Source organism: Streptomyces sp. MA5143a (assembly GCF_900290235.1).
Taxonomy (GTDB): Bacteria; Actinomycetota; Actinomycetes; order Streptomycetales; family Streptomycetaceae; genus Streptomyces.
The window spans coordinates 164,512-179,701 of record NZ_OLMK01000009.1 but is presented as its reverse complement, the minus strand read 5'-3'; the positions used below and the strand labels follow the sequence as shown (position 1 = coordinate 179,701).

The 15,190-nt window shown below is 64.8% G+C and carries 9 protein-coding genes and 1 pseudogene; 7 read left to right on the top strand and 3 right to left on the bottom strand.

The features are described 5' to 3' along the window. Positions 1–346: 346 nt before the first annotated feature. The 5 genes from SMA5143A_RS03295 (at position 347) to SMA5143A_RS03275 (ending at position 7,912) form a co-directional block, all read left to right on the top strand. Complete coding sequence (locus SMA5143A_RS03295) at positions 347–1,315, top strand: hypothetical protein (RefSeq protein ID WP_107461579.1); 969 nt, start codon at positions 347–349, stop codon at positions 1,313–1,315. Beyond that, positions 1,315–3,375, top strand: coding sequence for a hypothetical protein (locus SMA5143A_RS03290; RefSeq protein ID WP_258193261.1), 2,061 nt, complete (start codon positions 1,315–1,317; stop codon positions 3,373–3,375). The genes SMA5143A_RS03295 and SMA5143A_RS03290 overlap by 1 nt, the downstream gene beginning before the upstream one ends. Then, entirely contained in the window at positions 3,372–4,340 is a 969-nt protein-coding gene (locus tag SMA5143A_RS03285) for an AAA family ATPase (RefSeq protein WP_107461313.1), read from the top strand. Before SMA5143A_RS03290 ends, SMA5143A_RS03285 begins: the two co-directional genes overlap by 4 nt. Beyond that, positions 4,285–7,599 carry an SAV_2336 N-terminal domain-related protein gene (locus SMA5143A_RS03280; protein ID WP_181361698.1) on the top strand — a complete coding sequence of 1,105 codons (3,315 nt, stop codon included), beginning with the start codon at positions 4,285–4,287 and terminating at the stop codon, positions 7,597–7,599. Before SMA5143A_RS03285 ends, SMA5143A_RS03280 begins: the two co-directional genes overlap by 56 nt. A 106-nt stretch (positions 7,600–7,705) precedes the next feature. Further along, positions 7,706–7,912, top strand: coding sequence for a transposase (locus SMA5143A_RS03275; protein WP_258193260.1), 207 nt, complete (start codon positions 7,706–7,708; stop codon positions 7,910–7,912). A 193-nt stretch (positions 7,913–8,105) separates the two neighbouring features. Here the strand turns inward: SMA5143A_RS03275 and SMA5143A_RS03270 are convergent, their stop codons facing one another. Beyond that, complete coding sequence (locus tag SMA5143A_RS03270) at positions 8,106–8,477, bottom strand: hypothetical protein (RefSeq protein ID WP_107461309.1); 372 nt, start codon at positions 8,475–8,477, stop codon at positions 8,106–8,108. Positions 8,478–8,505: 28 nt separating this feature from the next. After that, the gene (locus SMA5143A_RS42865; RefSeq protein ID WP_181361725.1) at positions 8,506–8,685 is read right to left on the bottom strand and encodes a hypothetical protein; all 180 of its coding nucleotides are present in this window, start codon (positions 8,683–8,685) and stop codon (positions 8,506–8,508) included. Between SMA5143A_RS42865 and SMA5143A_RS03265 the strand changes: the two are divergent. Further along, a pseudogene (locus SMA5143A_RS03265) lies at positions 8,603–8,768 on the top strand (transposase); the annotation flags it as partial. The gene SMA5143A_RS42865 and the pseudogene SMA5143A_RS03265 overlap by 83 nt on opposite strands. A gap of 1,383 nt (positions 8,769–10,151) precedes the next feature. On the opposite strand, the gene SMA5143A_RS03260 reads toward SMA5143A_RS03265, so the two are convergent. Beyond that, positions 10,152–10,388: a hypothetical protein gene (locus SMA5143A_RS03260; protein WP_146193878.1), complete on the bottom strand. Its 237-nt coding sequence runs from the start codon at positions 10,386–10,388 to the stop codon at positions 10,152–10,154. A 298-nt stretch (positions 10,389–10,686) separates the two neighbouring features. On the opposite strand from SMA5143A_RS03260, the gene SMA5143A_RS03255 reads away from it, so the two are divergent. Next, entirely contained in the window at positions 10,687–15,009 is a 4,323-nt protein-coding gene (locus SMA5143A_RS03255; protein ID WP_181361697.1) for an NACHT domain-containing protein, read from the top strand. Positions 15,010–15,190: the final 181 nt, after the last annotated feature.

The following is a 15,190-nucleotide window of genomic DNA, read 5'->3' as shown; positions in this document are numbered from 1 at the left end:
GCGTGAAAGGCCGGACGCGCGCCGAAAGGGTGCGCCCACGCCTGGAAGCTGGATGTTATCTGTGCATCACCACAATGAGCGCCGTCCTCTCAGGGAGTGGCCAGCGATGCCGTAGTCGAGCAGAAGCGCTGCTGAGGAAGCCGGGAGCGAAGACCGTCACCGGGTACACGCTCGGGCACCCGCCCGTGCCATGATCACTTGCACCATCACTCGGGACGCAACCGCACCCATCGCGTGTTCGTGAGAGGGCGTGTGTCCATACCTCTTCCATGGATTATTCGTCCAGCACACGATGAGTTTGGCTATGGTTCCGAGAGCAGTCGGGGGCCAGCATGGGGGGCGCGGGATGGACACGCCTGGCAGAGCACAGTTGGTGTTCGTGCACGGTATCGGTGGCGTACGAGACGCCGTGGCGGAGAAACGCGCCTGGCTGGAAGCACTCGCTGAAGGCGCTCGCCATGCCGGACATGCCGATGCCGTGTCAGGGCTGACGCAAGGGTGGCTGGCGAAGACACATTTCGCAAACTACAGTGATCTGTTCGCCACGGACGGTGAGCAGGGAGCTTCAGAGCATCTCGACGGCGAGCAGCTCGCCTTCTTGGACACCCTGGTTTGCGAACTGACGGATGAACTGCTCTTACAAGCGCAGGCGCAAGGCGATCGTCGAGCGCTCCGCGTGATCGAGGACGCTCGGTCCCAGTCCCGCAACAGCACGGGGGAGCTTCAGGGAGTAGGAGAGCCCCTACGTATGGTTGCACGGATACTGACCACTCTTCTCCAGCTCCCCGGACTGCGACTGGCTGGCCAATGGGCCAGTGGATGGCCTCTGCTGGGAAGCCTGGCCCAAGTCGGGCGGTACCTGGACCGAAAGGTGCAAGGCCGTCAGGGTCAGCCACTGGACGTCCTGATTCGGGAACGAGTGCTGAGCTCCGTGGAGCCGGGGCTTCCTCTGGTTGTCGTGGCGCATTCACTCGGGTCTGTAGTCGCTTATGAAGCGCTGCACCACATGGCCCAGCCCAACCGATTGTTCGTCACACTGGGCTCTCCGCTGGCGACAGCCGGAGTGGTCCTGCAGCGGGCCCAGCCCCGGCCGGCGCGCACACCGGAATCGGTGGAGCGATGGCTGAACTTCTGGGATCGGGACGACATCGTGGTGTGTCGCCCGCGCATAAAGGACTGGATGTTGCCGAACTCCTCGGGAGTCGTGCCATTGACACGCCGGGTGGACTCCGACGGTATCTGGGTTCACACGGCGACCAAATACCTCAAGCAGCCAGCCGTGGCCGGGCCGATAGTCGAGGCGCTGAAGCAGTGATGGCCAAGGCTGTACGACACGTGCAGGTGATCGCGGCGCAGTGCACGGCAATGGGGCCGCTCAGCCAACTGGAGAAGGCCGCCCGGGAATTACACGACGCCTTGACGGACCCGATGCTGGGAGGCTGCCAGGCCCGAACCGGGGAGTATCCCTCCTTGTTGATCGGGGACGACCTGACGCCACAGGACATCGGCAAGGCGGTGGACACTGTGGTCCGGCAGGCGAAGGCCGACGGCGCTGTTCTCGTGCTGGCCCTGTTGGGGCACGGCTTCACTCCGCCACAGCGCACCGATCTCTATTTCATGGTCCGTAACTCAACGACGCAGAGCCTCCGGTCCGCCGTGGATGTCGGACGCCTGATAACCGAGGCCGCAGACGAGCCGGGGATTGACGGTGTGATCGCCATTGTCGACACCTGCCATGCGGCTGGCGGAGTTCCGGACGCCGGAAGGCTGGCAGGTGGCGTCCGTGCGGGCAGGTCTCGGCTGGCTATTCTCACGGCCGCCGCGGCCGATCAGCCAGCTCGTGATATGAGCCTCAGCCTTTCCCTGGCCAGGACCCTGAAAGACGGTGTTCCCGGCGCCGGGCCGGCGCTGTACATCGACAGAACGCTGGCTGAAACGCTGCGCGATCAGGTAAGCGGACAGGTCATCGGGCGGGCCGAGTATGACCAGGATCCGTTCCCTCTCGAGGGTCTGTGGCTGGCTCGGAATCCGTCGAACATCGCGAACGCCCATGGAGATGTCGTCGGACCACTGGGACTCCAGGACCTAGGCCAGAGCGTGGAGATGTGGCGGGGCCCCCGACGCTCACCCGGGCGTCTCACCCGTTCCACACTTCTGGAGCTGGAGAAATTCATCGCCTGCAGCCGGGTCGACGATGAGCTGGACTCGGCTGCACGGGCGTGGGTCGACGACGTGGTGACGGCCCTGCTGGAGGTCTTCCGGACAAAGGAGTTTCTCGCGGACGTCCTCGCTGGCTCTCTGACCAGTGATCTACTCCGATCTGCCGGCCGGTTGGCGGGCTTCCCCTCACGCGCGGAAGGCACGGTTCCGTTGCGGGACCTGCTTGAGTACGCCGTGTTACGGGCTCAACCTCTTGACGGAGCACCATGGAAGGGGCTGGCCCGGTTCGTGGCTGCGCTCCTCCACGAGTCAGGGATCTCGCACGTCGATCCCCGTCTCCAGGAATGGGCTCGGCGCTTGCATATTGTAACCGAAGTCAACGACGCCTTCGGCGAGTTCGCCGAAGACCGGCAGCGCCGGGCGTTGCGCCTAGTCGTCAGTCTGGTCGGTGCCTGGACCGAATGGCCCGAAGAGGTGGACGCATGGCTTCTGCATGGCAGCGCAGACCTTCCGTTGCACCAGCGCTTCCCTTGCGAACCCGGAGGGGCGCATGGTGTGGCAAAGGCCATCGGAGCCGCCATGATCTGGGCCCGCAGGGAGCTTCCATATCCGGAACTCCTGGAGCACGTCGACATTGCAGCCCCGGCTCACCTCCTTGCCCGCTGGTACCCCGAGGAGGAAAAAGTCGGCCGGTATCTACTCGGGGCCAAGTATTCCGTCATACCGCGCTGGAGCGGCCGCCTCGACGAAGCCGAGGACAACGCGGAGATCAACGATGCTGCCCGGAAAGCGCTGAAGAAGAAGTCCTCCTGCGCTGCCGCTCCAGTGGAGTGGATTGACTCGGATGCTTTGCTCGACCGGTCGGCACTTGAGTACCGACTCTCCGCCGGACAGTACGACGCGGTCATCGGTGTCGATCACTCTCCCGATGACCTCGAAGAGGTCCTGGAGTTGCTACTGCCCTTCGCGCCCATCGTCTTGTGGCCCCGCAGCGATACCCGCCCCGATCAGGGCCAGTTACGCGGCCTGGTACAGGAGCGCTGGCACGAACTACCGGACGGCTTGGCAGCTGCGTATCGCCATCGGTGGGGAGCACACCAGCACGGCGTGGCCTGTCTCGGTGACATCCGTACCGTCTGGCACGACGAGGGGTGGCTGGAGTTCTGCCGGCCCTTTGAATACCGCGTGGTCACCACGCCTGAGGAGGAAGCATGACGTGGAGGCCCTACTACCAGGGTGACGGCAAGCAGCGAGAGGTGCCTTTGGCTGCCCCGCCCCCATGGCGGACCTTCCCGCGCAACTCACAGCATGGCCAGTACCAACCGCCAGCCGGCCTTATCGACGCGGTCAACGCCGCGCTCCACCTGCGCCGCCCGCTCCTGGTGACCGGTCCTGCAGGGTCTGGGAAGTCCACGGTGATCGAACAGGTCGCTCACGAACTGGATCTGGGTGACGTGTTGCGCTGGCACATCACATCTCGAAGCAACCTCAGTGAGGCCCTGTACCGCTACGACGCTCTGGGACGGATTCACGCCCAGAACCTCCAGAACACCGTCAGTCGGCGCTCACACCTGCGCGCGGGGCGCAAGGGCAGCGCCCGCAGCCGTGACGACATCGCTCCGTTCCTGCAACTCGGTCCTCTGGGCACCGCACTCCTGCCCGCGGAGCGACCCCGTGCACTCCTCATCGACGAGATCGACAAGAGCGACCTCGACCTCCCCAGTGACCTGCTGGAGGTACTGGAACGCGGCGAGTATGAAATTCCCGAACTCGTACGCTACAGGCGTCACCGGGCGGAGATCCGTCTCTGGAGCAACAGGAACACCCACACAATCGAGAGCGGGAAGGTGCAGTGCACTCAGTTCCCGTTCATCGTGCTCACCAGCAACGGTGAACGCGACTTTCCACCGCCATTCCTGCGCCGCTGCATTCGCTACACCATGCCCCAGCTGACGGCGCCACTACTCCGAAACATCGTCCAAGCACACTTCGATGGAGAGATCACCGGTGAGAGCGAGCAGCTGATTCAGGAGTTCGCCGATCGCGTGGCCGGCGGGAACCATCTCGCTATCGACCAGCTGTTGAACGCCGTGGCCTTGCTGAGCGGCACCCAGGAACTGCAGGGTGAGCAACGAGAAAGTCTGCATGAGTTGCTCACCCGCGAGCTCTCCCGTGCGTAAGGATCTGCGCAGGCTGCTGGACGTGCTGGCCGCGACTTCTCCGGCAGGCACTGACGCTCGAACACTTGCCGACGCGATCTGGCTGGCTGCTGCTCGTTCCGGCGAAAGCGGCGGTCGCCCCGATCTGTCCGTACCCGTCGTTAGGCCGACGTCTGCCGACTCAATTGGCGATAGCACGACCGAGGCGGGGACACCCACCGATCCCACTCCACTGACGGCTCACCAGGCCGACAAGCCGATCGGGATCACCGGGGTGTCGGCACTCCATCCTGAGGGCGACGCACGCGTACGCGGCGAACCGCTCTCCATCGGCCGCTCCGAGCCCCTCTCGGAGGCCCTGGCCATCGGCCGGTCGCTCCAGCCGTTCCGGCGTCCTTGGCTCCGAGGGAGCCGTACCCGCCTGGACATAGACGCGACAGTCGACCACCACTCCAGAGGGGGACCCCTGGTTCCGGTGTTCAGCGCGGCACCGGAAGCATGGTTCGAGGCCGTCGTTGTGGTAGACACCTCCGTCTCGATGCGGGTGTGGGGCGATACAGCTCAGGCGCTGACGAAGTTGATGCGGGGCCTCGGTGTGTTCCGGGCTGTGCACGACTGGCAACTGACGTGGGAGGACGAGCACCCGCACGTTCATGATCAGCTCGGTGGCGTCGTCGTAGCCGATCGAGTCCCGCACCACGGCAGCGGATCCCGCGGAAGACGTCTCATTCTCGTCTTCTCCGACTGTGCCTCGGCAGGCTGGCAGCAACCACGAGTGTGGCAGCTCCTGCACACGTGGGGAAAGCATGTCCCTGTCGCGCTCATCAACCCCCTGCCCCGCCGCCTGTGGCGGCGTTCCGCGCTCAATCTGCCCGCTGTGCGCGTGACCGCCTCACAGGCCGGCGAGCGGAACGCTGTTCTGCGATACCGCCTCCCCATGCGGCTGCAGCAGCCTCCCGGACGCCAGGCTCAGCAACCCCAGTGGCTGCCCCTGCCGGTCATCTCCTGTACCCCTCGGTCAATTGGCGCATGGTCGCGCACCATGATGCGGCCGGATCCGCACGGATGCGACGCCATACTCATTCCGGCAACAGGAAGGCTCTCCCCTCCCACCCCCTCGCGCGCTAGGACTTCCCTCACCCGAACAGACCCTGCGGTCATCGCAGACGCCTTCCTCCACACCGCTTCAGCTTCCGCAATCCGTCTTGCTGTCCTCTGTTCCAACCTGCCGAAACTCACCGTGCCGCTCCTCCACGCGCTCCGCGAGCAGGCGGCGCCTGAGGGCACCCTGGCCGATATCGCCGAATTCCTTACCAGCGGTCTGCTGACCATCACCCACACGGCCGGACACGACCCGGTCTTGGCCCTTCACTCCGGTGCGCGCGACCGGCTCCGTGCTCACGCGACCGCCTACGACATGTGGCAGGCGCGACGCGCCCTCAGTCGGTATCTCGACGCTCACCCGTACGCACCGGACGGCATTTCCGCCGTCCGGCACGACTTGGCCTCCAGTAAAGAGTTCCCAGCTTATCGCCGGCCTTTCGCGTATCTCGGCGCCACTGACGGCGCGACAGAACCCACAGGACCTTCCTCTCCAGAGATAGCAAAGGGGCCGCACTCCGGCATCACGTCCGGCGTTGCCCCCGAGAGCAACCAACTCCTTACACAAAGGGCACTTGCCAAGCAATTCTCAGCGGCCGTACGGCGCGTCATCGCGCGCCTGCAACAAGACGGGTACCCTGCACCTCCACAGGATGTAGGGATATTCGGAAGTTCGCCTAACAGTCTTGAATTTCACATTCCAGCCGATCTCACACAGTTCGGCCACCTGACAGCACTGATTGAAGAAGGCAGGGCCGAAGGCTACATCATAGGTGATAGCGTGCGTCGAGCGTTCGAGGCTGACCGCATTCCGGTGACTGACTGGAAGAACGTCTTGCGTACTCTCAACCAATTCTTGGAGGAGTCGGGTATAGAGCTCCGAATTGAGGCGCGCCCTCCTCGAAAAAAGGCGTACGAAGTCGTGGTGGAAGCTCTCATTGAAGACATTCAGAGCGGAGCATTCCCAGTGGGGGAACGCCTTCCCGCGCAGCAGACCCTTGCCGAACGGTTCTCCGTCTCCCGCAGCACTGTACGACGCGCTTTGGAGCAGCTCCGAATCTACGGATACGCAATTTCCGATCCGTCTTCCTCCGGCGCTCTGCCCGTTGCGCCCGTCACGCCCCCTTCCGAACTGGCCAACTTCGTTCACTTGACCAGGCTTATCCAGCATGGAAAGGCCAGTGGGTTCGTCACCGGCGATGACATACGTCGGTCCTTCGAGGCGGACGGGATTCCGGCGACGGAATGGAAGAACATCCTGCGCGCCCTCGATCGAGTCCTAAAGAAGGAAGGCGTAGAACTGCGCGTCAGCGCTACAAGCACCGCCGATCGTCGGCGGAAGCTGGAGTTGATTCGTACGCCGGTGCTTTCCAACTACCGGATCGCCGTGATCAGTCTCAAGGACGGCGTCGGTAAAACAACAACCACGCTTGCCCTAGGTGCCACATATGCCAGTGAGCGGCAGGACAAGATCCTCGCGATTGATGCCAACCCGGACGGCGGTACGCTCGGTCGCCGTGTACGGCGCGAGACCGATACCACGATCCGTGATTTGGTCCAGGTGATCCCGCACGTCAATTCGTACATGGACGTCCGGCGGTTCACCTCACAGGCCCCCTCCGGTCTGGAGGTCATCGCCAATGACATTGACCCGGCCGCCACCACGACGTTCAACGACGAGGATTACCGGCGCGTGATGGACGTACTCGGCAAGCAGTACCCGATCATCCTGACCGACTCGGGCACGGGTCTGCTGTACAGCGCGATGCGCGGTGTGCTCGACCTCGCCGACCAGCTCATCATCATTTCCACGCCGTCGGTCGACGGGGCAAGCAGCGCGAGTACGACGTTGGACTGGCTGTCGGCGCACGGGTACGCGGCCCTGGTCGCGCGGTCCATCACCGTCATCTCCGGGGTACGCGAGACCGGCAAGATGGTCAAGGAGGAGGACATGGTGGCGCACTTCGAGACGCGGTGCCGGGGTGTCATTGTGGTTCCGTTCGACGAGCACCTGGCTGCCGGTGCCGAGGTGGACCTCGACATGGTGCGGCCGAAGGCGCGGGAGGCATACTTCGACCTCGCGGCCCTCGTTGCTGAAGACTTCGTGCCGCCTACGGAAGCCCAGCTGTCGCGAGGGTCGGCCAGCACTCCTGCTCGGGTCACGCAAGATCGGATATAAGGTTCCCCTCCTACTGTGGAGTCCGTGATCGGCGGGATAGTTGGGGGTCATGGCATCCAGGAAGCGCATCTACGACGCTGAGTTCCGCGAGTGAGCAGTACGGATCGTGACGGAGACCGGGAAGCCGATTCCGGAGGTGGCTGAGGATCTGGGCATCCACCCGGAGACGTTGCACAGCTGGGTGTCGCGGGCGCGGCGCAACGGGTCACCGTCGTCGGACCAGCCGGTGGCCGAGCCGTCGCTGGGGGTTGATACTGGTGGGCTCGCCTATTCAAGTCTCGCCAGTTTCCCGCATAACCCACCCTGCCGGTGACCGTGTGTGGTCACCGGAGGCGTATCGGCTCCAGGTCCCACCAGCCTCCGAGGCAAGGCGAGTTGTGGTGACGTGGTGGTAGCCGAGGGCGTAGGCATGCCTGTTGAGTACCTGTCTGCTGAGCAAAAGGCCCGCTATAGGCGGTTCGCCACTGAGCCGTCGCCCGGGGAGCTGGAACAGTCGACCCGTCCGGCTAGGGCCAGAGTTTGAAGCTGAAGGCGGCCGCCGTGAGTGCCGCCACCACTGCCGCGGCACCTGTCAGCACGATGGCCACCGGCTTCGGCATCCACGTCATGACCCACTCCACGAGCTGGTAGAGGCCGGTGATGAAGAGCAGCACGACCGTGCCGTACAGCAGCACCCCCATACTCACTCCCACGACCGCGCCGGCGATCCAGAAACGGCCCCAGAGCACCGCCAGTAGTAGCGGGATCACGACCGCGGCTGACAGCCCGCCGACGAGTTCGTAGTACCAGGGCCGGTCGCCCATCCACCAAAGATTCGGGATGCCGATCTCGGCGTCGATGAGGTCGACGAACGCCCCAGAAGCCCAGGACAGTGACAACCCCGAGAGTGAGGATCACAGGCAGGCGTCAACACCATGCCGATGCCTTGCGGTCGCACATTGTCGCCATCGTCACCGCCGACCAGATCAGCCACCGCCGGATCAGCTTGGTGCCGACGTCCGCCATCACCAGCATGCCCGGTCTGGGCGTCATCCTCGGTGCCGAGTTCATGGCCGCCACGGGCGGCGACATGACGGTCTTTGGCACCGCCGACCGTCTTGCCGGCTTCGGTGGCGTCGGCCCCGGTTCCCCGAGAATCCGGGAAGATCAGCGAGGGAGTCCGAGAACCCAGCGACCGCACCCCCGGCCCGACCGCGACCCCGACACCCCACCCCTGCCGGCCGCCAAGCAACCGCGCGTTGCCGTGCACGCCCTGCATCTGCACGCCGGCGGGAAGCCGTCGGGCCGCAGGCGAACGGGCCAGGCGTCGGAGCCGTCCGTTGTGCCGAAGCGGATGGCCCTGTCGGGGCCGTACGGGTCAGCCACCTTGGAGGCGAAGCTAAGGGCGAAGGGCAGGTTCCCGAGGGGCTCGTCTGTCCGGTTGACGGCCGGGGAACGGTCGGTCGGAGGCCGAGGGCGACCTCGGCCGGCAACCGCTATCCGTCGGCGTCGGTCGAAGCCCTGTGGGCCTTCTGCACTCAGCCGCCGTTCGTCTGCGCGAATTGGTGGATGTGCCCTGGCTCATCGTCGGGCCGATGGCCAACTCCAGCCTTTCAGAAGGTCTGGACATAGCTCTTCTCCGAACCGCAGAGGAAGCCTCCGGCTTCCCGTGCAGCACTTCCGGCCTGCTACACAAGCCGGAGCCAACGCTGGCTGCCAGGGCCTCGGCGGTGGCCGTTGGCCACCACCGGCTCTCGGAACTGCAGTCCGTGATTCACCACGCCGCAGGCTCCGGTAAGACAGCAACGATAGCGCTGACGCTCGTCGACCTGCTGACTCAGCGGATGGGCCGCGTCAACAGTCACCGTCCCACAGCGGCTCAAGTCGGGGGCATCGCCGACGCCGCCCGGGCCCTCTCAGATCTGTTGCTGGTTCTCACGCAACGCCTTCTCACCGGCTGCGTCAGGTTTCTCCTAGAAGTCGTCACTGTCCCGCCCACCGCGTCTTCACCGTGTGGCCTCCTGCGACTGCCGCCCCACGAGTACCCCGGGCTCTGGGATCGACCCAGGTTGCCGGCCCAACTGGATTCGCCCTCGCTGCATAGCCTTGCGCGAGGGCGCCAAGACCCTCGTGAGGTTAATCGTGCAGTTGTCCTCCTGGCTACTCCCCTACCTGCTGCTGTTGCCCATTGCAATCTGGTGGCACGGCGTCCGTGCGCGTCGGTTCTCACGGCGCTGCAGGTCGTGGGGGTCGCGTTCGAAGTTGAGGTTCCTCGCCTCAGCTCCGACGTCGGCTGTTGAGCCTGCTCACGGAGCCCCCGCCGAGCGAGCCCGACGACGTGGAGGAAGCACGGAGAATTCCGATTCGGCCGCGGTCCTGATCCGACAACACCTCACATGCGAGAGAGATGCCTCCACCCACGCAGGGGCGGAGGCACCTCTCTTCGCGCAGTTGCTACTTCACCGGCCAGTCGCCGAAGGGCACGGGCGTCTGCCCGGTGGCTTCGCGTACGGCCTCGTCATGTAGTGCAGACAAAGACGTCGCGGTCGGTGCAGCCGAGAGCGTGCCAGCCGTTACCAAGCAGGTGACACAGCCCGCAGCGTGTGTCGGGCGCAGGGCCGCTCCTCGGGACGCTCGCGGGCGGACTTCAGGATCAGGTTCCAGACGGCGCGGGCGTACGTCTTCTCCGTCTGTGCCTGGAGGGCCTCGATGCGGTCGGCGTTCTTGGCACCCGGGTTCGCGGCGAGTGCCTGCCTGGCGAGCGTGAGCCGCGGGCCCCCGGTAGGGGTAGGCGACTGCACGCCAGCCATGAGGTCGTCTGTCGGCGTAGCCGCGGCCCTCCCCACCGCGTTGCCCCGTCGGCAGGCTGTGACTCACCTGCTCTGAGCTGCGTGGGTGGCGACTGCACTCGGCATTCGCTGCGTGCAGGCGGCTCAGGCGGCTGTTGGTCCGCCAGAGTCAGGCGCGGGTTGTTGGATGAGCGGAGTGCCAGGCGTATCCCTACGGCGGTAGGTTCGGTGTCCATGGCCGAAGGGGTGCCGTATGCGACTGGACAGATTCTGCGTCCCTGTGGGAGAGGACCTCCCTGTCGACTCCCATGGGTTCCTCATGGACACATCGAGCTGGTATCACCAGCCGCCGTCGGTTGTGCCGCTGATTGACGCCTGTTCCGCTTCTGCGGTGCTGCTCGGCGAAGCTGGCATCGGCAAGTCATCCGCGCTGAATACCGTTCTCGATGCAACCCAGACGAGCCGGGGCTGGGATGCACAAGTGCGGGTTGATCTCGGCCAGGTCCGGTCCTGGGAGGACCTGACTCGCAAGGCTGATTCAGTACTCAGCCGACTTGGCCCCAGAGGACATACGCCCGCTGCCAGCTCGTCCGATGCCGAGGCGGGGCATGCGCATCTTCTCGTCCTGGACGGCGTTGATGAATGCCGGGCCACCGGCAAAGAAATTGCCGGCTGGTTTACCGACTTGGCCGCCACCTATGACTGCCGTCGGCTACAAGTACTGATCGCTTGCCGCAGCATGGCCTACACCGACGTCCTGAGCCAGGCAGTGATCGCCGCCTTCGGTATCGACGAATCCCGCACCTACACCCTGGCACCACTACGCCGAAGCGACTTGGTCTCAGCCGCCTCCGCCAAGGGCGTGGATCCCAAGCTCTTTCTCGAAGCTGTGACCGAAGCCGGCGCCCAAGCCCTCGCGCGTACCCCTTTGACTCTGGACCTGTTGCTCGACACGTTTCTGGAACACAGCACACTGCCTGCCAGCCGCGCCAGCCTCTACGCGTTCGCCCTCCCACACGCCGTCATGCACCAAGGCCATGACCGTACCCCTGACGACCTTGCTGGAAGCCAGTCCCAGAGGTTCGCCACCGCAGCCCGCCTCGCCTGTTACTGCGTGCTCACCGGCGCCGAGGGCATCACCACAAGGCGCCGAACCGAGCCCGGCCTGGCCCTGCTGGCCATCGACACCTTCCTCGGCGCACAAGAGGGCACCCCCGGTGACACCTTCACGATCGAGCGCCCCATCGTTGAGGGGGTTTTGAACAGCTCGCTGTTCAGCAGCCGCGGCGCTGCAGCCGCTGGTCCTGCTCACGCCTCCATCGCCTCCTACCTCGCCGCTCGATACCTCACCGACCACCAGGTCCCCCGCGAACAACTGCAGGGACTTCTCGTCCACCGGGGGGAGGTCGGCGAGCCTGGCATTCCCACAGACCTTCATGAGCTGGCTGCCTGGCTCATCTCCCTGCGTCCAGAACTCGGCCCCTGGCTGATCGAGGTCGACCCGCAGGCCATCGCCTCCTACAGCTCTTACCTCGAGGACTTACGCTGCACCGAACTCATCGTCGATGGCTTGCTGCGCCAAGCCCGACAGGACACGCCTGGCGACGGCCTGCCCTGGTGGCACATGGCGCCACTGCGACACCCCGGCCTTGCCGACCAGTTGAAGCAGGCTCTTCACGAAGCCGTGAACCGCGCGCCCCACATCACACACGAACTCGAACTCATCCTCAACCTGATCGCCGAGAACGAGGTCGGGGAACTTCTGCAGGCAGTAGCGTCCATTGCCTGTGATGCCCAGTATCCTCACCGGCTGCGCCGCCTGGCTGCCCAGTGTGCTGGCATGCTGAACCAGGCAGAGGCTGCTCCACTACTCAAGCCCATCCTCGCCGAACTAGCTCAACAGCCCGAGCACGATCCCGCCGACGGCTTGCGCGGTGCTGTCCTACAAACATGCCAGCCCTGGCTCACCCTCGATGAACTCCTCGCAGCCCTGACGCCGCCACGAACCGACCCCAGCCTCTACACCTCTTTCTGCCGCCGTCTGCCTGCTTCTCTCTCGGAGGACCAGGTCGCGCCATTTCTGGACTGGGCCGGATCGCATCTCATGGATCCCGATTCCTTGTGGGTCGGCTGGTCCGACGAAGCAGCCATGGTCCAGGGCCTCCTCGACCGTGCACTGAGCGGGCCGGAAGCCGAGGCGCGTGTTCCCGTTGTGGCTATGTGGCTGCGTATCTACCTGCAGACGTACCCACAGTTGGCCGTTCCCGCGCCGCTGTGCGCACCGTTGGACGACCCTGAAAACCAGCACGCTCACCATCTGCGCCACACGCTCACCCGACACCTCATCAACGTCGCCCAAGACGCAGAGGATGCCTTCCAGCTGGCCGAGGGATGGGACCCGCATCCCACACGGACCGTCCGCTCGCATTTTGAGACCTCCGTCGGCCCTGAACGAGAACAGCGCACCAGCCTGCTCGACGCCGCAGATCTCGCCTGGCTCGTAAAACTCGAACAGAGCCTCAGCGACGAAAAGGCGCCGCATGCCTGGCCCATGCTGCAGCACGTGTGGTCCATGGCCAGGACGACAGACGCCGGGCAAAACACGGCATGGTCCACTCAAGGCACCAGAGTCTGGTCACAGGTGTTCGCTCAAGACCTTGAGGCCATTCCCATCGACGGCCCTCGCGCTGACCAGCTCAGGGCCCAGGCGGCAAGACGTCAGTCGCGAACGGAGCCATGGCAGGGCCGCGACGAGTACATCACCACCACCCGCGAGTTTCTCGCACATGCGGAGTCGGGCGACCACGACAGCTTCGTGGCCCTGTGCTGGAACCTGCAATGTGATCCGGACACAGGCAGGTTCGCGGCCAACGAGTTGCTCACCGATCTGCCGTCTCTTCCCGGTACCGTCATCCTCGCCGACGGCTACGAACACCGCTTGCTGGCCGTAGCACGCAGGTTCGTCACGAACGGCCTACCCACCGGCAGCAGCTGGATCGGCACCAACAGCCTTCCCGCCCGTCCATGGGCAGCCGTCCTTGCCTTCACAGCACTCCTCAACGACGACGGCGAGATACTGGCCACGCTGCCCTCAGGCCAGTGGCAAGCCTGGGCACCGACACTCCTGGCCTTCCCCCTCACCAGCACTGCGGCCCGCCACATCGGCCCGCGCGGTCAGTTGCTGGAAATGGCCCTCCTCCACGCCGCGCTGCAACTCGAGACCACCTACGACTCGCTGGTCCGGGCGTTGTACGAGGCGGAAGAGACCTCGCCCGTCCTCGACCTGGCCTCCTACATCTGGACACCGGAGCTGGAGACCAGGTTGTTGCAGACACTCACCGACCTCACCACGCAAGCTCACGAAAGGGCCCCCGCCATCGGCCCTGGCGGCCACGATGTCCTCGCTCGTGTCCTCACCATCCTTCTACGTCAAGGCAGCCCCCGTGTCTGCCACCAGGTACGGGACCGACTCGGTGCGCCGCTGCGCGAGCCCAGCCCAGCACGCGACGAGCGTCTGGACGCCGCTTATCTGCGTGTCTTCCTGTTGGAGACACCCACAGAAATCTGGCCGACAGCAGAGCACCGTCTTCGTACCGACGGCACCGCGCTCGTAGCCGTTTCCGGCGCCTTTTCCCGCTCTCACAGCACTCAGGCGTGGCTTTTCAAACTGTCCGAACCGGCACTGGCCGAAATCGCCCGCATCCTCCTGGGCCGCTTCCCCTCGACGGACTCGTCTGGCTCGTCCCCGCCGGGTGCGACTGCTGCGCAGACGCACATTGATGTCGTACTCGACCACCTCGCCTCGCGGGGCACCGGTGAGGCCATCCGTCTCCTGCGAGAGTTGGCGGCCGATTGGCCCAAGACCAGCATTATCCGAGCGGCGGCACAGAAAGCCGTGCAAGCGCACAGGGAAGGTTCCTGGGTCCGCCCCACCCCCGACGAACTCAGTCAGCTGATCCACGACCCACGTCGACGACTTGTCAGGGACGGAACGGATCTGATGGACGTCGTCATCGCTCTCCTGAACAAAATGCAGGAAGACCTGACCCAGGGGACTCTCCCCGCGGCAATTCTGTGGAACGAAACCGAGCTGGAAACCCTGCCGAATGGCCAGAGCGGAAAGCAACGGCTGCGCTTCCCCAAAGACGAGAACCTGGTGTCCGACTACCTCGCTTACGCCTTACGACGAGACCTCGTCGAAGGCGGCATTCTCATCAACCGAGAAGTGCAGGTGTACCGCAACATCAAGGGAGCAGGCGACCGCATCGACCTGCTCCTGCAAGCGCCCACCGCTGCGGCGACTCACTCCTCACCGCAGCGGCAGGAAGAGTCCGTGGCCCAGGTCGCTATCGAAGTAAAGGGCAACTGGCACGACAAGATCAAAACCGCCATGCAAACCCAGCTCGCCGACGACTACCTCGCCGCGCTGGGCACTCGCAACGGCATCTACCTGATCGCCTTCTTCCCCACCGACCAGTGGACGGCGAAGGAACGCAAGCGGCCAGCTGCAAGGCAGACGCCTGCCAGCTTAAAGGAGACCTACGATGCCCAGGCCACTCAGCTCAACGAGAGTAGGAACCTGAACGTCCGAGCGTTCGTCCTCGACTGCACCATCCGCAGCTCAGCACAACGGAACACCTGACGAAGCCGGCTTCTTAGGCGCATAGGCGAGTGCAATCGCAAAGTAGGTGCACCCAAAAAGGGTCATAGGGCCAGTCCGCATGAGGCACCGACCACATCGCGCCCGACAACGCAGCCGCACTCACGACGAAGCCGCACCGGAGAGCTCCGGTGCGGCTTCGTCGTCTCACCGCTCCGCGCGC